Source organism: Arthrobacter sp. Z4-13 (assembly GCF_054792705.1).
Genome location: NZ_CP096459.1, coordinates 1722683 through 1740208 on the forward strand (window position 1 = coordinate 1722683; position 17526 = coordinate 1740208).

The 17526-nt window shown below is 61.6% G+C and carries 17 protein-coding genes; 6 read left to right on the plus strand and 11 right to left on the minus strand.

Annotated elements, in window-relative coordinates:
• Positions 1 to 19: 19 nt before the first annotated feature.
• From M1E07_RS09590 to M1E07_RS09610, 5 genes are read right to left on the minus strand one after another with little or no spacing between them, the layout of a single operon-like run.
• The gene (locus M1E07_RS09590; RefSeq protein ID WP_461189981.1) at positions 20 to 1156 is read right to left on the minus strand and encodes a PrpF domain-containing protein; all 1137 of its coding nucleotides are present in this window, start codon (positions 1154 to 1156) and stop codon (positions 20 to 22) included.
• A gap of 42 nt (positions 1157 to 1198) precedes the next feature.
• Positions 1199 to 2278, minus strand: coding sequence for an Ldh family oxidoreductase (locus tag M1E07_RS09595; RefSeq protein WP_461189982.1), 1080 nt, complete (start codon positions 2276 to 2278; stop codon positions 1199 to 1201).
• A gap of 46 nt (positions 2279 to 2324) precedes the next feature.
• Positions 2325 to 3830, minus strand: a complete 1506-nt coding sequence (locus M1E07_RS09600) for a tripartite tricarboxylate transporter permease (RefSeq protein ID WP_461189983.1) — start codon at positions 3828 to 3830, stop codon at positions 2325 to 2327.
• 1 nt (position 3831) lies between these two features.
• Positions 3832 to 4419 carry a tripartite tricarboxylate transporter TctB family protein gene (locus M1E07_RS09605; protein WP_461189984.1) on the minus strand — a complete coding sequence of 196 codons (588 nt, stop codon included), beginning with the start codon at positions 4417 to 4419 and terminating at the stop codon, positions 3832 to 3834.
• The gene (locus M1E07_RS09610; RefSeq protein WP_461189985.1) at positions 4416 to 5435 is read right to left on the minus strand and encodes a tripartite tricarboxylate transporter substrate binding protein; all 1020 of its coding nucleotides are present in this window, start codon (positions 5433 to 5435) and stop codon (positions 4416 to 4418) included. The genes M1E07_RS09605 and M1E07_RS09610 overlap by 4 nt, the downstream gene beginning before the upstream one ends.
• Positions 5436 to 5608: 173 nt before the next feature.
• On the opposite strand from M1E07_RS09610, the gene M1E07_RS09615 reads away from it, so the two are divergent.
• Together M1E07_RS09615 and M1E07_RS09620 are read left to right on the plus strand one after the other, a co-directional pair.
• A complete protein-coding gene (locus M1E07_RS09615; RefSeq protein WP_461189986.1) occupies positions 5609 to 5971 on the plus strand; it encodes a universal stress protein in 363 nt (120 codons plus the stop codon).
• Between the two features lie 2 nt (positions 5972 to 5973).
• Complete coding sequence (locus M1E07_RS09620) at positions 5974 to 7206, plus strand: MFS transporter (protein ID WP_461189987.1); 1233 nt, start codon at positions 5974 to 5976, stop codon at positions 7204 to 7206.
• Here the strand turns inward: M1E07_RS09620 and M1E07_RS09625 are convergent.
• On the minus strand, positions 7203 to 8090 hold the full coding sequence (locus M1E07_RS09625; RefSeq protein ID WP_461189988.1) for a GntR family transcriptional regulator: 888 nt from the start codon (positions 8088 to 8090) through the stop codon (positions 7203 to 7205). The genes M1E07_RS09620 and M1E07_RS09625 overlap by 4 nt on opposite strands.
• Positions 8091 to 8244: 154 nt before the next feature.
• Here M1E07_RS09625 and M1E07_RS09630 point away from each other — a divergent pair, with 154 nt between their 5' ends.
• On the plus strand, positions 8245 to 8997 hold the full coding sequence (locus M1E07_RS09630; RefSeq protein WP_461189989.1) for an amidohydrolase family protein: 753 nt from the start codon (positions 8245 to 8247) through the stop codon (positions 8995 to 8997).
• 59 nt (positions 8998 to 9056) lie between these two features.
• On the opposite strand, the gene M1E07_RS09635 is transcribed toward M1E07_RS09630, so the two are convergent.
• The 4 genes from M1E07_RS09635 to M1E07_RS09650 form a co-directional block, all read right to left on the minus strand.
• The gene (locus tag M1E07_RS09635) at positions 9057 to 9356 is read right to left on the minus strand and encodes an antibiotic biosynthesis monooxygenase family protein (RefSeq protein WP_461189990.1); all 300 of its coding nucleotides are present in this window, start codon (positions 9354 to 9356) and stop codon (positions 9057 to 9059) included.
• Positions 9353 to 9844, minus strand: a complete 492-nt coding sequence (locus M1E07_RS09640; protein ID WP_461189991.1) for a cupin domain-containing protein — start codon at positions 9842 to 9844, stop codon at positions 9353 to 9355. Before M1E07_RS09640 ends, M1E07_RS09635 begins: the two co-directional genes overlap by 4 nt.
• Before the next feature lie 12 nt (positions 9845 to 9856).
• Positions 9857 to 11245 carry an NAD-dependent succinate-semialdehyde dehydrogenase gene (locus M1E07_RS09645; protein WP_461189992.1) on the minus strand — a complete coding sequence of 463 codons (1389 nt, stop codon included), beginning with the start codon at positions 11243 to 11245 and terminating at the stop codon, positions 9857 to 9859.
• A gap of 86 nt (positions 11246 to 11331) precedes the next feature.
• Complete coding sequence (locus M1E07_RS09650; protein WP_461189993.1) at positions 11332 to 12417, minus strand: isocitrate/isopropylmalate dehydrogenase family protein; 1086 nt, start codon at positions 12415 to 12417, stop codon at positions 11332 to 11334.
• 233 nt (positions 12418 to 12650) lie between these two features.
• Here M1E07_RS09650 and M1E07_RS09655 point away from each other — a divergent pair, with 233 nt between their 5' ends.
• Complete coding sequence (locus M1E07_RS09655) at positions 12651 to 13538, plus strand: GntR family transcriptional regulator (protein WP_461189994.1); 888 nt, start codon at positions 12651 to 12653, stop codon at positions 13536 to 13538.
• 595 nt (positions 13539 to 14133) lie between these two features.
• Positions 14134 to 15666 carry a flotillin family protein gene (locus tag M1E07_RS09660; RefSeq protein ID WP_461189995.1) on the plus strand — a complete coding sequence of 511 codons (1533 nt, stop codon included), beginning with the start codon at positions 14134 to 14136 and terminating at the stop codon, positions 15664 to 15666.
• Between the two features lie 129 nt (positions 15667 to 15795).
• Here the strand turns inward: M1E07_RS09660 and M1E07_RS09665 are convergent, their stop codons facing one another.
• Positions 15796 to 16569 (minus strand): DUF4192 family protein, encoded by a 774-nt coding sequence (locus M1E07_RS09665; RefSeq protein ID WP_461189996.1) that lies wholly within the window; start codon positions 16567 to 16569, stop codon positions 15796 to 15798.
• 652 nt (positions 16570 to 17221) lie between these two features.
• Here M1E07_RS09665 and M1E07_RS09670 point away from each other — a divergent pair.
• Entirely contained in the window at positions 17222 to 17428 is a 207-nt protein-coding gene (locus M1E07_RS09670) for a ribbon-helix-helix protein, CopG family (RefSeq protein WP_307051471.1), read from the plus strand.
• The last annotated feature ends 98 nt before the right edge of the window (positions 17429 to 17526 follow it).

Genomic DNA, 17526 nt, shown 5'->3' on the forward strand with positions numbered 1-17526 from the left:
GTGAATTCCTTTCCTGGCGTTAGCGGTTGACGGCGACTTCGCCGCGCATCAGCACTCGGGCCGTGCGGAACAGCGAGGCGGTTTTTGCATTCCACACACCGTTTTCGGTTGCCGCGGAAGCGGCGGCTGGAACGACGCCGGAAGGTTGTCCGATCCGCAGGATGCCTTTGCTGGTGGTTGTGGAATGCAGCTGGGCCGGAAGGGTTCCGTCAATTGCGGCGGCTGTGGCGATGCAGAGTGCTCCCGTGCTGGTCACCGCCCGGTGCCAGCCGCCCATGGAGAGCATCCGCACGGAAATGTCATAGTCGTCGGCGCCGACTTGGGTGCCGTCCAGGGCCGTGAAGGGCTTGGCCGGGCCGACGACGGCGATTTTGGGATTCGCCAGGCCAATCGACGCGGGGGTGCTGCCCAGTCCCATCACGACGCCTCCGGCGCGGCGGATCAGGTCGAGACGGCGCAGCAGGTCGCGGTCTGCGTCAAGGGCGTCGAGTCCCTCGACACCGGTCATCCCGACTGCCGCGGCTTCGACGAACACAACCGGGTTGGTGGCATCTACAAGTGAGACCTCAACGTCACCGACACCTTCGACGGTAAGCCGGTCACAGACATTGCCTGACGGAAGGACGCCTGCCGTGATGGAACCTCCGCCGTCATGGAACTCCAGTTCGATGGGCGCCCCGAGCCCTGACACCCCAGGCAGGGCGAGGTCCCCTGTGGTGACCGGATGTCCGTCACGCACCTCGAAGGTGGAGGTGATGAATTGGCCGGTGTTGGTGGCGTGGATGCGCACCGAAGCGGCTCCGTCGGGTACTGAGATGATGCCGGCCTCGATCGCGACCGGGCCTACGGCTGATGCCAGGTTGCCGCAGTTGACCGCGTAATCCACGATTTCCTGATCCACGGCGACCTGTCCGAAGGTGAAATCGACGTCGGCGTCGGGATGGTCGCTCGCTGCGAGTATTGCGATTTTGGAAAGGGAGGAGATGCCGCCTCCCATGCCATCGAGCTGGCGTCCGTTCGGGTCAGGGCTGCCGAGGGCGGCGAGGAAAAGCGCGTCCCTTTCGGACCGTTCCGCCGGAAGGTCCTTGGCGTTGAAAAACAGGCCTTTGCTGGTTCCGCCGCGCGCATAGATGGCCGGGACATATCGTTGTTGCATTCTTCAAACCTCTGGGAGTTGTTGGTAGTCGTCTGCTGGTGCTTAGTGGGTGGCGGTCTGGAACTCTGCTGGAAAAGGAGTTGTGATGCCTGCGTCCGAGGCCAGGCTTTCCAGATCCGCGCGGGTTTTGGCCGGAAGTCGCAGACCACCGGTTTCCAGCACACTTTGTTGTTGCCGTTCGGCGTGTTCTCCCGGGTAGAAGATTTCTTCAGTACCGGAAGCGCGGGGCGCGGCTTTGGTTTCGTCCACGAGCTGCTGCACAGCCGCCTGGTATGAGTCCAGGTCGCCGAGGGAAGCTACGTTAATGGCGATCATCAGGTGCCCGACGCCGCTTCGTTTTTCCGGATCATAGGGTCCGTTGACCCGTGTTCCGGTCTGGCTTCCGGTAAGCGCTCCGGCGAGGACGTCCATCATGAAGGTGATGGCGTACCCTTTCGGTCCTGCGATGGGCTGGATCAGGCCCTCCAGCGCCGCGGCGGGATCCGTGGTGGGAATACCGTTGGCGTCGAGGGCCCAGTCTGCGGGGATGGCCTCGCCGCGGTCGCGGGCAAGAAACATCTTGCCGCGCGCCGCGGCTGTGTTGGACAGGTCTGCCACGACGACTCCGCCGGGAGTGGGGGCCGGGGCCGCGATGGACCATGGATTGGCGCCGAGCGTCTTTTTCTTGCCACCCCAAGGTGCCATTGCGGGGCTGGAGTTTGTGGTCAGGAAGGCCACGCATCCGTCCTTGGCGGCGCGGCGGGTGTAGTACTGGGCGGTTCCGAAGTGGTTGGAGTTTCGTACGGCCACCATGGCGATGCCATGGTCACCGGCTCGTTCCACTGCCTCGCGGCGGGCGATTTCGGCAAGCACCTGGCCGACTCCATGGCGCCCGTCCAGGACCAGCATGCTGCCGCTGTCCAGAACAACCTGGGGTCGGGTGATGGGGGTGACCGCGCCGCTGCGCAGGCGTGCCACGTACCACGGAAGGCGCAGGAGCCCATGGGACCGGTGTCCCCAGAGTTCTGCCTGGACGAGGCTGTCTGCAACCAGCGCCGCGTCCCCGGCGGGTACCCCCTGTGCCTGCAGGATTTGGGCCCCAAAATCGGCAAGGGCCGCCGGGGAGATGGCATCTTCGGTCAAAACGTGTCCTTTTGTAGCGGTTGTGGGGTGTAGCTTGACGTGGATGTCAGACGTCGACGCGTGTGGGGCCGACGACCTTGGAACGGACCGTCCAGGCCAGGGCGAGGGCGAGGACGGCGTAGATGGTCAGCGGGATCGGCCCGGCGACGAATACCGAGTAGTCCCCGTTGGAGGACAGCAGCGCGTCGCGCAGGCTGGTTTCGGCCAGTGGGCCGAGCACCATCCCGATCATCAAAGGTGCCAGCGGCACACCGAAACGGCGCATCGCAAAGCCGACCAGAGCAATGCCGAGCAGCACCAGCAGGTCGAACGTTGAGGCGGCGGTGGCATAAACACCCAACCCGCAGAACACCGTGATGCCGGCGTAAAGATAGGGCTTCGGAATCAGGAGCAGTTTTGCCCAGTGCTGGGCAAAGGGGAGGTTGATCAGCAGCAGCACGACCATGGCGATGAAGAAGCTTGCCAGCAGCGTCCACACGAGTTCGGAAGAGCGGTCGAACAACAGGGGGCCGGGCTGCATGCCGTACTGGCGGAAAGCGGCCAGCATGATGGCAGCTGTCGCAGACACCGGAAGGCCAAGCGCCAACAGAGCTCCCATTGCCGTGCCGGTGGTTGCGTTTCCGGCGGCTTCAGGGGCGGCAAGGCCACGGATTGAGCCGGTGCCGAAGGTCGGTTTTGCGCTGCGCCGGTCCAGGCGCCTTTCCACCCCATAGGAGAGGAACGTCGGGATCTCGGCGCCGCCGGCGGGGATGACACCGAACGGAAGACCAATGGCGGTGCCTCGCATCCATGCCGGCAAAGCCTCGCGGAACTCCTTCAAGGAGAGGAACGGGCGGCCGGAGGATGCAACCTGGGTGGCGCCCGGGTCACGCCGGATGCGCGCTGCTACATGGAAGATTTCGCCCAGGGCGAGGACTGCAACGGTCACGGTAACCATGGAGATGCCGTCAAAGAGTTCCGGATGGCCGAACGTGAACCTTTCGGTACCGGTGATGGCATCAATGCCCACGGTCGCGATACCGAGACCGAGGACGAGAGAAGCCAAACCCTTAAGGGCGGAGTCGGAGACCACGGAGGAGGTTGCAATAAATGCCAGCAGGGCAAGAGCGAAGAATTCAGCGGGTCCGAAGTTGGCCGAGAAGTCAGCCAGCGCCGGGGCGAGAAACACCACAACGACTGCCGACACCATGCCGCCGATAAAGGCGCCGATTGCGGCTGTAGCAAGGGCCTGCGGAGCACGTCCGGCTTTGGCCATCTTGTGGCCCTCAAAGGTGGAGGCGATGGATGACGCCTGGCCTGGGGTGTTCATCAAAATTGCCATGGTGGAGTCGCCGAAGAGCCCTCCAAAGTAGACGCCGGCAAACATGATGAACGCACCCGTAGGGTCAAGTGCGAAGGTCATCGGCAGCAGCAACGCCACGGCCATGGAGGATCCGAGTCCGGGCAGTACGCCGACTGCGGTTCCCAGGACGCAGCCGACCAGAACCCATACGAGGTTCATCGGGGTGAAGGCTCCAGCGAAGCCCTCCATCAACAGAGCAAGTGAGTCCATGTTAGAAACCGCCTCCCAGAAGGCCGGAGGGGAGTACGAGGCCCAGTCCGACGCCGAATGCCAGATAGATGACGCTGCTTAGGGTCAGCGCTGCGCTGATATCAAACAGCGCCTTTTTGCTTCCCATGCCGCGGGCGACGCACCAGAACAGCAGCGCCGCGCCCAGAATCCATCCGAGGAGTTTGATGGTCAGGGCGAAGGCCAGGAAGCCGCCTACGCACCAAGCGACGGAGGACCAGTCGGTGTAGGTGCGCCGGCTGCTGCCCGGGATGTCCTTCACCGGTTCGGGACTGCGCAGGTAGTGAAGCGTGAGCAGGACGGCAATGAGATAGCCGGCTGCCACCAGCACTCCCGGGAAAAACTGCGGCCCGGGGAAATCAGTGCCTTCAGGTACTTCCATGGTGAAGATACCCACCAGCAGGGCAGTGCTGAAGGCCGCCAGGATCAGCGGGACGACCAGGCCACTGCGCCCCTGGCCGAAGCGCCTGCTGGCCCTCCCCTCGAAGCGCCTGCTGGCCCTCCCCTCATCGTGGGGTGCTTCCGGTTGGGGTACGGCATCGTGGGTGGGTGATGTCAGTGGTGTGCTCACAGGTCCAGCTCCTTGATCAGGGCGTTAATTGAGGCCTGGTCCTCTTCAATGAACTGCTCGAACTGCTCGCCGGGGAGGTACACCTCGGTCCATTGGTTGCGGTCCAGAGACTCCTTCCATTCGGGGGTCTGGAGCATTTCCTCAAGCAGCTGCTGAAGTTCGACGCGCTGCTCATCAGTTATCCCAGGGGGTGCGACCATGCCGCGCCAGTTGGTCAGGTCAGTGGGGAATCCCTGTTCGGCGAATGTGGCGATATCCACGCCCTCGAAACGTTCGGGAGCGGTGACGCCAAGCGCCTTAACACGTCCGGATTCGATCTGGTCCGAAACCTCGGCATAGCCGGAGCTGAGGACCTTGGCGGTGCCTGACATCATGGTCTGAATCGCCTCCCCGCCTCCGGCCTTGGGGATATAGGTGATTTCGGTGGGATCAATGCCTGCCTGGATGGCGAGATTCGCGATGGCAAGGTGATCCACGCCTCCGGCTGACCCGCCGGTAAAGGCCAAAGCCTTGGGGTTCTGCTTCCACGCTCCAACAAGGTCCGCCAGATTATTCAGTGAGGAATCCGCCGGAACGATGAAGACGTTGTACTCCTCGGCTAAACGTGCGATTGGCGTCACGTCTGTCAGATCAACCGGGGAGTCATTCAATGCGATGCCACCGAGCATCACCGTTCCGACACCCATGATGGTGTTCGCCTGACCGGTCATGGTGGTCAACTGGCCCAGCGCGATGGTGCCTCCGGCGCCGGGGACGTTGACGACCTCGGAGCTGTTGACGACGCCATTGGCACGCAGAGCCTGCTGCTGTTCGCGGGCGAACGTATCATGGCCGCCGCCGGCGCTTCCCGGGGCGATAAAGGTCAAATTGCTACGCAGGTCAGTGCCGCCGGAGGCAGCCTGAATGGAGAAAAACGAAGCCGTGCCGATCACTGCTGCGGCAACAATGCCGTAGCAGACAGTAACCGCACGCCTCTTGATGCCGCCAGAAGGCGTATCCGTGGAGAGGGAACTCATGGACTGGAACTTTCCGTAGTGGAGTGGGGAGAGGTGAGCTTTCGGCAGCGCTGCCGGCCGCTCGTTGGTACACAAAAAGGTTTTGGTATTTCTAGTGTAATATAAACCATGGCTGTGATCCACAGTACATTGCAAGCACCACCAAAAAGTCCACTCAGCCCCGGAGGCCCCGCATGACTGTTGTTGTCGCCCGTACCAGCACCCGCGAGGGTGAAGCCGCTCTGACCGCCGCGATCGAGGAGGCCAAGCGCAGGGCTGAAGACCTGCTGGTGTTCCAACTCGAGGGAACCCAGGTCACCCCCGACGGCGGTGACGCCTTCCCGGGCGTGTCCGTCAGCTTCCGCTCACCCGATAGCCGGAACCCTGACGCCGTGGGAGAGTTGCTGGATACTGCGGAGCAGGTGGACGCCTCCACGATTGTTATCGGGGTCAGGCACCGCAGCCCCGTGGGAAAGCTCTTCCTGGGCTCCGCTGCGCAGCAGATCCTGTTGGAAGCGAACATTCCCGTCATCGCGGTTAAGGCCCCCAACGCCTGACAATGCCTGGCAAAGCATCTTCGCAGCCCGGGAATTCATGGCTGTGGCTTCTGGCGGGGGCCGCTCTCCTGTCACAAACAGCCCTGAACCTGGTCCGGCCGGTCGTCACATACAAGCTCCTGGAGTTGGAAGCCGACGCTATGATCGTGGGCCTGGTTACCGCCGCATATGCGGTGCTGCCGTTGGCTGCGGCGATGTGGCTGGGAAGAATGACCGACCGCACCAGACGGCTGGGGGCAATGATGGCCGCCGGTGCGGTGATGCTGGCTGCCGGGGCATCGGGGCTGGCTCTGGCCCCTAACGTCCCTCTTGTTGCGGCTGCCAGCGCGGTCCTTGGAATGGGTCATCTGGTCTTCACGATCGCCGGACAGTCCTCCGTGGCCCGCTTCGCCCCGGAGGGCAAGCTCGACCAGGGGTTCGGGTGGTTCACGGCCGCCTATTCTGCGGGCCAGCTGTTTGGCCCGTTGTTGGCCGGCTTCCTGCTCAGCGCGGGAAGCATTGGCATGGGAGCGGGCCGGTCCGGGGCAATTGACTTTGCGTTGTGGGCCGGTGCAGTCCTCTCCCTTCTGGTCGTGCCCGTGACCCTCGTACGTCGGCGGGCATCCAGAGCTGCCAGGGGTGCCAGGCCAGGTGAAGTTACCGCTGGTACCGGCGGTCAGGAGTCTCCGGCGCGGGCGACGATGATGGCGATCCTGAGGATCCCGGGCGTTCCATCCCACATGGCCGCTTCTTTGGCTCTGCTGGCAATGCTGGACATCCTCATAGCCTTCCTGCCCCTGATCGGGGAGCGGGCAGGTATCTCCCCGGCGTGGGTCGGCTTCCTGCTGGCGGTCAGAGGCGCTGCGTCCATCATCTCCAGGGCATTCCTGCCAGTTCTGTCCAACCGCTTTTCGCGTCGGAGGCTGCTTCTGGTGAGTCTCTATGGAGCCGGACTGGCACTTGCCCTGCCGCCGCTCGTCGTCGGGGAGGTATGGCTTGCGGCGTTGCTGCTGTTCGTCGGCGGCTTCTGCCTTGGCCTGGGCCAGCCACTGACCATGACTCTTGTATCCACGGCAGTCCCACCGCTGTGGAGGGGAACCGGGCTGACTGTGCGTCTCATGGGAAACCGGGCAGGCCAGGTTGTTATGCCTTTGCTGGCCGCTCTTGTGGCGGCGCCGCTTGGCCCGACCGGAGCAATCTGGTTCAGCTGCGCTGTCCTGATCGCCAGCGGCACTGAAAAGTCCCTACGCCGCTAGTCCACGGCCGGCAGGGGCATTTCAGCTACGGACCCGGCACGGGAGTCCTTGGGCTGTTGTTTCTCCTTGCTGACGCCGCGCAGGTGTTCCTTCAGGTAGGCAGATGCAGCCTCGTTGTGGCCGCCCAGCAGCAGATCGAGCAACTGCACGTGTTCCTTGCAAAGCTCAAGGGCACGGTCCCTGGGCACGGCCTGGCGGTATTCGATCAAGCGGCGCCGGCGGTCGACCCGGTGGAGGCTTTCGATAAAGAAGGCGTTGTTCGAACAGTCCATAACGGCCTCGTGGAGTGAGCTGTTCAATTCGAACAGTGTCGAGCTTGGCACCTCCCACACCGCACCCTCAATAAGCTGCATCTGTTCCGCCCGACACTTCAAGAGGGCATCGGCATTGAGTACGAAGCTGGGCTCCAGAATGGCGGCAGGTTCGATGGTCAGGCGGAAACGGAAGCTCTCCTCGTACAACTCCATAGAGTCAAGCATGGGCAGGAATTCCCAGCCATAGCCGGGCCGGCGGTCAATCCAACCCTCATTGGAGATACGGCGCAGCGTTTCATTCAGTTCTGTTTTCGTGCAGCCGTAGCTGCGCAGCAGGTGTTGCTCTGTTACCCGGTCAGGAAGGCGTTTTTCGAGTCGGTCCAGGGCAATGCGCTCATAAAGACCGTCCTCTTGTTTGCGATGAGTGAAGGAGGGCACCTCCCCGAGTTCGGCCACAACGTAGCCCCCGGCCTCAGACCGGCGCACGATGCCCTGGCTCTCCAAAAGCTGCAACGCGTGACGCACCGGCGAACGGGACACCTTCAGGTGCTCACCGAGTTTTCGCTCGACAAGGCGGGTCCCCTCAGGCCTTCGATTCTCCTCGATGTACCGGACGATATCCGACGCCACGGAGGCAACCAAGGGAGACGGTGGGGCGATAGTCACTCGTTCTCCAAACCTGTCGTTTTCAGAATGCACCAGCGCAGATTCTGGTTCATTCATCCTAACAAAAACAATTAGGCTAATGTATTGACCCGCCGCCTCGGTCGAAGGAAAACCAGCAATGACTCGAAAAATCTTTGACAGCCACTTCCACATCATCGATTCCCGCTTCCCCCTGGTACCGAACAACGGTTACCTGCCGCCCGAGTTCACGTCCATGGATTATCTTCGCCAGGTTTCTGACCTGGGCATCGCGGGCGGTGCCGTGGTTTCCGGTTCATTCCAAGCCTTCAACCAAAGCTATTTGATCGATGCACTGGCAACACTGGGTCCGACGTTCGTGGGCGTCGCCAACCTCGCCGACACCACCAGCGATGACGAACTCCTTCACCTCGCTGAAGCAGGAGTCCGCGCCGTTCGCTTCAACCTCTACCGGGGCGGTTCGGCGGAAATAGGAAGCGTCCGCTCCCTTGGGCGGCGCGCCTGGGATGTTGCAGGGATGCACGCCGAGTTCTACCTCGACGCGAAAGACCTGGTGGAGTTGGAACCGGTCCTTGCAGAACTTCCCAAGGTGAGCATTGACCACTTGGGCATGACAGAGGTGCACCGCGACGTCCTGCTCCGTCTCGTTTCACGCGGGGTACGTGTAAAAGCCACAGGGTTCGGCCGGGTCCAACTCGATGTCGCCTCTACTCTCCGGGAGATCCACAAAGAGAATCCCGAAGCTTTGATGTTTGGGACCGACCTTCCCAGCACCAGGGCACGCGTGCCGTTCCAGCGAGCCGATCTGGAACTCGTCGCAGACATTCTTGCCGAGGACGCAGGTATCGTGCTCCACGACAATGGAGCACGCTTTTACGGTGTGAACGGATAATTTCCTGCTTCCGACCACGAGAGGCAGGCTCAACGTCGTGGGGGACCGTCTACTCCTGGTTAGAAGCCCAGATAGATGTGTTCGAGGTGCTTAACGTTGGGCGCTTCGGCGAAGTGAGGTCCGACGAGTTCGCGCCACTTGCTGAAGGCCGCGGAGCTGCGGAACCCGATGGTGTGGTCCTCGATGGTAGCCCAGGCGACGGTGAGGGTATATTCCCTGGGGTTTTCGATGGATCGGTCCAGGCGCAGGCTGAGGGCGCCGGGTGCATTTTGGAAGAGCGGGACGGCCTCGGCGACGGCTGCTTCGAAGGCTGAGGCGGCGCCGTCTTTGATGGTCAAGGTTGCTGATTCGTGGATCATGCTCCTGCTCCTGCTCCTGCTCCTGCTCCTGCTTCCTGTGCTGGTTGGTGGGCCGGGGGCTGGTTGGCCTGTTCTTCGTCAATGCGGTTGCGGTCAGTGGTGCCGGCCATGGTGCGGGTCGCGTCGATGGACGCGTAGGTCCAGAAGATCTTCATCGGCTCGGTGTCCGAGGCATTGCGGAACCGGTGGATGATATTGGCCGGCACGAAGGTGGTGTCGTAGGTGTTCAGGTAATGCTCCGTGCCGTCGATGTCAACGTAGGCGGTGCCTTCGATGACGGCGACGGATTCGACGCAGTTATGGCTGTGGTGGCCGATGGCTGCGCCGGGGTCGAAGGTGGTGATGCCGTTGAGGAATGTGGTGGCCCCTAGGTGGGATCCGACGAGCGGGACGGTGGCAGCGCCGTTGCCGCGGTCTTTGCGGGGAAGTTCGGCCGGGCGCAGGATGACGGCGTCCACGGAGCTGATGCTGGTGCTGATGTGTGTCATGTCAGGGTTCCTTTAGTCGACGGCGTCGGGCGTTGGTGCCGGGGCTGTCCAGAAGGTTTTCATGTTGGTGAATTCCCGGATGCCGTAGGAGCCCAGTTCTCGGCCGTAGCCGGAGTTCTTGATGCCGCCGAAGGGCAAGCGCGGGTCGGAGGCGACCATGCCGTTGATAAACACCGCGCCGGCGTCGATGTGCCGCAGCAGGGTTGTTGCCTTCTCGGTGTCTCGGGTCCAGATCGCGGCACCCAGGCCGAACTCGGTCTGGTTAGCTAAGGCGATCGCTTCGTCCGTGGAGGAAACGCGGATGACGGCAGCGACGGGGCCGAAGATTTCCTCATCGAAGGCGGCCTGTCCGGGACGGACGTGATCGATAACGGTGGGCTCGTAGAAGTAGCCGGGCCCGTCCACGATGGTGCCTCCAAGGAGGATTTTGCCGCCGTTTTCGACCGTGCGGGTGACCTGGTCGTGAAGTTCAGCGCGCAGGTTTTCCCGGGCCATGGGTCCGATGGTGGTTTTCCGGTCCGTTGGGTCGCCGACGATAAGTTCCCGGGTGCGGGCGACGAACTCGGCGACGAATTGATCGGCGATCTTTTCGTCGACGATGAACCGCTTGGCGTTCACGCAGGACTGGCCGTTGTTCGTGAAGCGGGCCTTGACCGCGACCTTCGCGGCTTCCTTGACGTCGGCGTCAGCCAGGACGATGAACGGGTCAGAGCCGCCGAGCTCCAAAACCTGTTTCTTCAGAGCGTTGCCTGCCTGGGTGGCGACGATCTGTCCGACCTGGGTGGAGCCGGTCAGCGTGACAGCTGCAATCCGGTCGTCAGCGATAAGTCCGGCAACCCTGTTTGATTCAATCAGCACTGTGGCGAACAGGCCTTTAGGGATGCCTGCCTTGTCCATGATCTCTTCCACCGCCAGCGCGGAGGCGGGAACGTTGTTGGCGTGCTTGAGGACCGCGCCGTTGCCCGCGGCAAGAGCCGGCAGGGCGAAGCGGAAAAACTGCCAGAACGGGTAGTTCCACGGCATGATGGCCAGGACCACCCCTAATGGATCGAAGACGACGCCGGACTCGGCGGCGTCGGACTCGATGATTTCAGGAGCCAAGAACCGCGGCGCATGCTCGGCGTAGTAGTCAGCCGTCTTTGCACATTTTTCGATTTCAGCTTCCGCTTCGGTGATCGGCTTACCCATCTCCAGCGTGATCAGGCGCGCGTATTCGGCCTTTCCGTCCCGCAGGATCTTCGCGGTGTTGCGCAGGAGCTGAACCCGGTCTTCGACCGGGACCAGCCGCCAGACTTTCTGGGCTTCCGCTGCCGCCGTCAGGGCCGTGTCCACTTGTTTTTCGGTATGGGCGTCGAACGTCTGGATCCGCTCACCGGTAACCGGGTTGATCGTCGAGATCATGTGTATGTTCCTTCTGGGTAGGGGTGATACGGCGCCTCCCGCGGCGATGACATGCCGACGCGGGGGATGGCGCCTGGTCTGCTTCGTCAGGCCGTGGCTTGGGTGACGCGCTCCCGCGGCAGGGCAGCGATGACTTCGTCAGCGAACTCGCGCGTGCCCAGGGTTCCGCCGACGTCGCCGGTGCGGGTCTGCGGGTTGGCAAGTACCTTTTCCACGGCGGCTTCGATGTCCGCTGCGGCGGCGATGAGGGCCTGATTGTTGTCCCGTCGTCCGCGCCAGTCCAGCAGCATCGCTGCTGAAAGGATCAGTGAGGTCGGGTTGGCGATGCCTTTGTTCGCGATGTCCGGGGCGGAGCCGTGCTGGGCCTGTGCCACACCGATCGTGTCTCCGGCGTTCAGGGAGCCGCCCAGTCCGAGGCTGCCGGAGAGTTCGGAGGCTTCATCGGAGAGGATGTCGCCAAACATATTGGTGGTCACGATGACATCAAAGGTGTGCGGGCGGCGGATCAGCAGGGCCGCAGCAGCGTCCACGATCAATTCCTCGAGCTCAACATCGGGGAATTCAGCGGCGACCTTGCGGACTTCGCGGAGGAACAGTCCGTCGGAAAGCTTGACGACGTTGGCCTTGTGGACTGCCGTGACCTTCTTGTTGCGGCCCTGGGCGATTTCGAAGGCGGCGCGGGCAACGCGCTCGGAGGCCTTTGCGGTGACCTTGCGGACACTTAGGGCCATGTTTTCATCCGGCATGAATTCGCCGGTCCCGGCGAACATATTGCGGTCGGAGTAGAACCCTTCAGTGTTTTCACGCACGATGACCAGGTCCATGGGCGTGCGGAGGATGCTCAGGCCCTCACGGGAGCGGCAGGGGCGGACGTTGGCGAACAGCTCAAACTGCACCCGGAGTTCAGCGGAAGGATTGAAGCCCCCGGCCTGCTTGGACGGGTACTCGTAGTGGGAAACCGGGCCAAGGATGACCCCGTCCACCTGCGGGATCCGTTCCATGACAGCTGTGGGAAGGGTGGTTCCCTCATCAGCGAGGCTCTTGAGGCCGATGTCCTTTTGTTCGAATTCCAGCCCCAGACCGTGGGCCTGGTCAACGACCTTCAGAACGTCGAGGGTGATATCGGTGATTTCCGGGCCAATACCGTCACCGGGGAGTACGAGGATCTTCATGTGGAGCCTTTCGGGAAGTGCAGGGAGCCCCACACTGCTTCGCGTCATGAACGTCATTGACGAACACCACAAGCATGACCACCACATTGGTTTTTTGCAAGCGTAAAAAACCAACCTGCTAGATTCAGAGCACCAATAAGGTGGCCACGCAGGCGCGGCACCTGAGGCAAGAACTGGACGACCAAGGAGGGCAGGTGTCAGCTACTGCTGCCGGAACTACAGAGCTAACTGTCATGATTGAAGCCATAATCCGGGCATACCTTCGGGAAGAGTGCCCGGCGCCGGGAACCCGGCTGACCGAACGCTTCCTTGCCGGCCGCCCCCGGGTATCACGGTCTCCCATTAGAAAGGCTTTGCAGGAGCTGCAGAGGGATGGAACAGTTGTTCGCACCGATGCCGGCAGCTACGTTGTCGCCCGTACGGGACATGACATCCAGCTGCAGGACTCCTCCGCAGAGCCCGCTGATGACAGTGCTTATATGAGGATTGCCGGGGATCTGCTCGACGGCGCCCTGCCCGTGAGGGTGACGGAAAACGCTCTAATGCGCCGCTATCAACTCACCCGGGGGCAAGTCAGCCAGCTCCTGCTTCGAATTTCGGCGGAGGGCTGGATTGAACCCGTTCCGGGTTACGGCTGGGAGTTCGCCCCGGTGTTGACGTCAATAAAGGCATACGAAGACAGCTACCATTTCCGCCTTGTTGTTGAGCCTGCATCCCTCCTGGAGCACACGTTCACCCTGGACCGGGAAGCCGTGAGCGAGCGAATGCTCGAACAGCAGGAACTGGTCGATGGCAGGATCTGGACCATCTCAGGCTCAGAGCTCTTTAATCTCAACACCCGGTTCCACGAGACGCTTGTCCAGTGCAGCAACAATGACTTCTTCATCGAGAGCCTGGCTCGCATCAACCGGCTCCGCCGACTCATCGAATATCGTCAGGCCCTGGTCCCCGAACGGGCCCTAGTCCGGTCTGCGGAGCATGTCGCCTTGGCCAAACTGCTGCTCGCCGGTGAACTCAAGGAAGCCTCTTCCCATCTGAGAGGCCACCTGTCCAGCGTGACTACCGAGAAAAATCATCACGTATCAATCAAAACCAGTGGTTCGCAAGCCATGACGGTATGAAGCTCATCTTGTGAAAGGTGCCGAAACGCCGACCACGTGCCGGCACCCTCAGCCTTCGAGGTGCGGCATTCAGTCCTTACCTTTTTGGAAGTAGCTGGTAGCTCAGCTTTCGAACCAAGTTGCACCCTGAGGCGCCGGCGGCGACAAAGAGCAATTCCCTGTCCTCCTGCTCCCGCAACTTAACGCCGATAGCGGATATTCCGTCAACATGCCTCGGGCCTCTGTTCGATCTGGCGCGATTGGCTGCGGGCGAGTCGCAAAGCAGTCACAAAGCTATAACTGACTCGGCCACTAGGAGGCCCTCGACTTCAATTCATCGATGAAGACGTGCCCGGGGTGGGATTAGTGAATTCGCTCCCAAGCCCTAATCGGGGAAGCCTGACGTTTCCTCGAGCGGCCGGGCGCCGTAATTACCCTAGTCATAATTCCGTGCACGGGAGAAGATACCGTTGTCTCCATTCAACGAAACGTTTCATGGCAGACACCCGGCGCGACTGCGCGGCCAGCAAATTTCGCACGCTGCCGCCTCCTTACCGGCCGCCGGGTTTCAAGGATCGACGACGACCACGGCGATCTGACACATCAAGGGGGAACAATGACAGTAATGCTGATCGGCGGGGGCGCACTCGCCCTCCTACTCATCGCGGGGATTATCTTCTATACCTCGAGCATCCGGTTCGCTAAGCCGAATGAGGCAATGCTAATCACCGGCAAAAGCGACCCGAACACGACCGATGAAACATCCGACGATCAGTCTCGTGTCATCATCAACAACCGGGCGTTTGTCAACCCGATCACGGAGCGCGTCAGCCATATCTCGCTGTCTTCGCGTCAGGTTGAAGTCACCATTGAAGCCATTTCCAACAACGGCATCCAGCTCAAACTGACCGGAGTTGCTCAGGTAAAAGTCGGTGGTGACAAGATCTCCGTCCGCAAGGCGGCGCAGCGTTTCCTTGACCAGCAGGACGCCATTGATCACTACACCCAGGAAACGCTCTCGGGTTCCCTGCGTTCTATCGTCGGTACCCTGAGCGTTGACGCGATCATTAAAGACCGGGCGCAGTTCGCAGCATCCGTCAAGGAAGAAGCCGAGCACTCGATGACCAACCAGGGTTTGGTAATCGATACCTTCCAGATCAAGTCTGTCGACGATGCAGGCGGTTACCTGAAGAACCTTGGTCGACCGGAGGCTGCCCTGGTGGCACGGAACGCAAGTATTGCAGAAGCGAACTCCCAGCGTGAAGCAGCGGAAGCGAAGGCACTTGCGGATCAGAAGACGGCTGAAGCTGAGCAGAAACTGGCTCTCCGCCGTGCTGAACTGAAGCAGGAAACGGATGCACGCCAGGCAGAAGCGGACGCCGCCGGTCCTCTAGCCCAGGCCGACCAGCAGCAATCAATTATCCTCAAGAACCAGCAGGTTGTTGCCCGTCAAGCAGAGCTTCGCGAAAAGGAGCTCGACATCGAGGTCCGCAAGCCCGCCGACGCTGCTAAGTACAAGGTCGAAACCGAAGCAGCGGCTGACTTGGCACGGCGTACCCGTATCTCGGAAGCCACAAAGGTCGAAGCTGCCGCTGAACTTGAAACCCGCAAGCTCAGGGCTGCCGGTAACGAGGTCGAAGCGAAGGCTGTGGCAGCTGCGAACACCGCCAAGGGCAACGCCGAGACCGAGATCAACAAAATCCGTGGTCTTGCGGAGGCTGAGGTCACGAAGTCCAAGGGCATAGCGGAAGCTGATGTCATCGGACTTCGTGGTACGGCTGAAGCAGGAGCCATCGAAGCTCAGGCCAAGGCGTACAGCGAGTTCAACGAGGCGGCAATCCTGAATAAGCTTCTGGAGGTTCTGCCTTCCATCGCCAGAGAAATCGCCGCGCCGATGAGTGCGATCAGCAACATGACCGTCATCTCCAACGATGGAGCAGGCCAAGTGAGCAAGAATGTTTCCGCGGGTGTGCAACAGACCGCGCAGATGCTCAAAGACACCACCGGGTTTGACGTGATCGAGATGCTCAAGGGCTTCGGCAAATCAACCTCCGACGTAGAGACTCAGGGCACCGGAGATGGCGCGGTCAAAGAACCAGCGCGGACCGCAGTTGTCAATGCCGCATTGAAGGAAGAGTCCGCCAAGTAAACCCACCCTCAGGCGGGCAAGGCGTGAAGCGGGCGAGGCGGTAGGCGGGGTCTGTTTCGAGGGCGAGTTGGAGGAATTGGTGTGCTTTGCTGCCTCTGCCTTCCCACCAGTTGATGTAGCCAATGGTCGTCAGGACGGGGCTGCGTGCTCGGCGCTTGTACGGGTGTAGGCGTGCAGGAGCAGTTGTTGTGCCCAGACGATGCGTGACCACTTCCGTGCCTGGTGGGTTTGGGCGAACAGGATCTGTTGCATGGGTTCGTCCACGTCTGGGATGTTTGCGATGAGCCGGTCGCGGATGGCCGGGAACTGTGGGTTGGCAACCAGGGCGTGACAGTCATCGTCGCTGGGGAGAGTGTCGGCGTCGAGCATACCTGCCCAAAGTTTCCGGCCCTGTTGGAGAGCAATGTCGGTCGGCTGGGTCCTGATGGTTTCCATGTGGTGTTCGACGGCGGCCGCTTTGGCTGCTTCCTGACCGGTGGCGGGGAGGGTGATGCGGTCGGTGGGTTCGATGAAGCTGCCGCGGTAGATGAATTCGGCGTTGATCGCGCTGGTCTGGGTGGAGTTGACGGGCAGGGCGAGGCTGGTTCCGGGGTCGCCGTCATAGGGGGACAACGTTCTGTCTCCGACGAAGAGCGCGTCCCGGATGGTGATGCCCTGCTCGGCAAGGACCCCGGTGAGTGCGGCAATGGTGCCTGCCTGGGGTCTGGCTTGTCCGTGCTGGCTGGTTTCGCTGGTGTAGACGGCGAAGAGGATGGAGGTGGCGTTGGTGTCGCTGGTGAGGTAGTGGGCGACGGTGCGTGCGTAGGGGAGTTCCTGGCCTGGTTGGCGGGGGAGATCGATGCGCAGGGTCGCGCCGATGCTGTTCTCGTTCAGGGTGATGCAGACCATCGTGAGCTTTTCCATGATCCCGTGTTTCCCTTCACCCATTTTGTTTGCTGTGCTTTCTGCGGTTGTTGGTTATGGGTGTCGTTCTGGTAGGGGACCATCCGCTGGGTGAGGGGCCGGAGTGCAAACTGGGGGACCGGCGCCGGGACGAAAACTCCGTCTCGGAGCCAACTACTCCACTGTGGAAAGTTTTCGTTTCCGGGCTCAGCGCGGTAGCGCCCTGGTTGCGCGGAGGACCCGCCCAGCGATCAGGGGATATATCAGAATGACAAGCAGAGATGATGCTTTTACTTGTTCATCGAAGTCAACGAATCAAGCCGCATGACTTCCGGCGAATGCACTGCCGTTCATCCTGTGGCCGGACATTGTGCAGCCATGCTGTGGGGGCAGCTGTGATGGCTAAAGGGAATGAAGCCCTGAGTGCAATCCAGAATCGCCCCCTGCACCGGTCACGCGATACGTTTTGCTGAACCTGCCAGGTGTCGGCACAGAGACACTCGTAGGCGAGACCCGGCGCTCCCAGCAGAGCGTCCTGGAACGCGCCAGCAGCCACAAGTCCATTGCCGGCAAATCTGACCCAGCTGCAAGAAGCGCACGGTTCTGCAGGGCACTCGCCGGTCGTCGCGATTACCTTAACCGTGATCTGGTACTGCTTTGGTACCATCGGTGCATGGCTATGAATCTGCGTGTCCCGGAAGACCTCGATCGTCGTCTGGACCAACTCGCCGCCGAGGAACACACCTCGAAGTCAGCTTTACTGCTGCAGGGGGCGGAGTTGGTGCTCCAGCGTCACCGGCGCAGTCGTGAGATCGGTGAGGGTCTGGATTTCGTGATGAGCCATGACGCGGAGCTTTTGACGCGCCTTGAGGATGCGTGACGGAGTACCTCGAAATTGAAGACGCGCTTCAGGTCGTTGCCGGTACGGGTTCCATGTCAGGGATATCGGTCTGCTGGCCTCGGCGTTGGCCCGTCCGG

Coding starts and splice junctions, on each gene's coding strand:
- M1E07_RS09600 (WP_461189983.1), bottom strand. CDS start 3,830: ATGGACTCACTTGCTCTGTTGATGGAGGGCTTCGCTGGAGCCTTCACC.
- M1E07_RS09630 (WP_461189989.1), top strand. CDS start 8,245: ATGACTCGAAAAATCTTTGACAGCCACTTCCACATCATCGATTCCCGC.
- M1E07_RS09650 (WP_461189993.1), bottom strand. CDS start 12,417: ATGAAGATCCTCGTACTCCCCGGTGACGGTATTGGCCCGGAAATCACC.
- M1E07_RS09660 (WP_461189995.1), top strand. CDS start 14,134: ATGACAGTAATGCTGATCGGCGGGGGCGCACTCGCCCTCCTACTCATC.
- M1E07_RS09640 (WP_461189991.1), bottom strand. CDS start 9,844: ATGACACACATCAGCACCAGCATCAGCTCCGTGGACGCCGTCATCCTG.
- M1E07_RS09615 (WP_461189986.1), top strand. CDS start 5,609: ATGACTGTTGTTGTCGCCCGTACCAGCACCCGCGAGGGTGAAGCCGCT.
- M1E07_RS09645 (WP_461189992.1), bottom strand. CDS start 11,245: ATGATCTCGACGATCAACCCGGTTACCGGTGAGCGGATCCAGACGTTC.
- M1E07_RS09590 (WP_461189981.1), bottom strand. CDS start 1,156: ATGCAACAACGATATGTCCCGGCCATCTATGCGCGCGGCGGAACCAGC.
- M1E07_RS09635 (WP_461189990.1), bottom strand. CDS start 9,356: ATGATCCACGAATCAGCAACCTTGACCATCAAAGACGGCGCCGCCTCA.
- M1E07_RS09670 (WP_307051471.1), top strand. CDS start 17,222: ATGGCTATGAATCTGCGTGTCCCGGAAGACCTCGATCGTCGTCTGGAC.
- M1E07_RS09610 (WP_461189985.1), bottom strand. CDS start 5,435: ATGAGTTCCCTCTCCACGGATACGCCTTCTGGCGGCATCAAGAGGCGT.
- M1E07_RS09620 (WP_461189987.1), top strand. CDS start 5,974: ATGCCTGGCAAAGCATCTTCGCAGCCCGGGAATTCATGGCTGTGGCTT.
- M1E07_RS09655 (WP_461189994.1), top strand. CDS start 12,651: ATGATTGAAGCCATAATCCGGGCATACCTTCGGGAAGAGTGCCCGGCG.
- M1E07_RS09665 (WP_461189996.1), bottom strand. CDS start 16,569: ATGGAAAAGCTCACGATGGTCTGCATCACCCTGAACGAGAACAGCATC.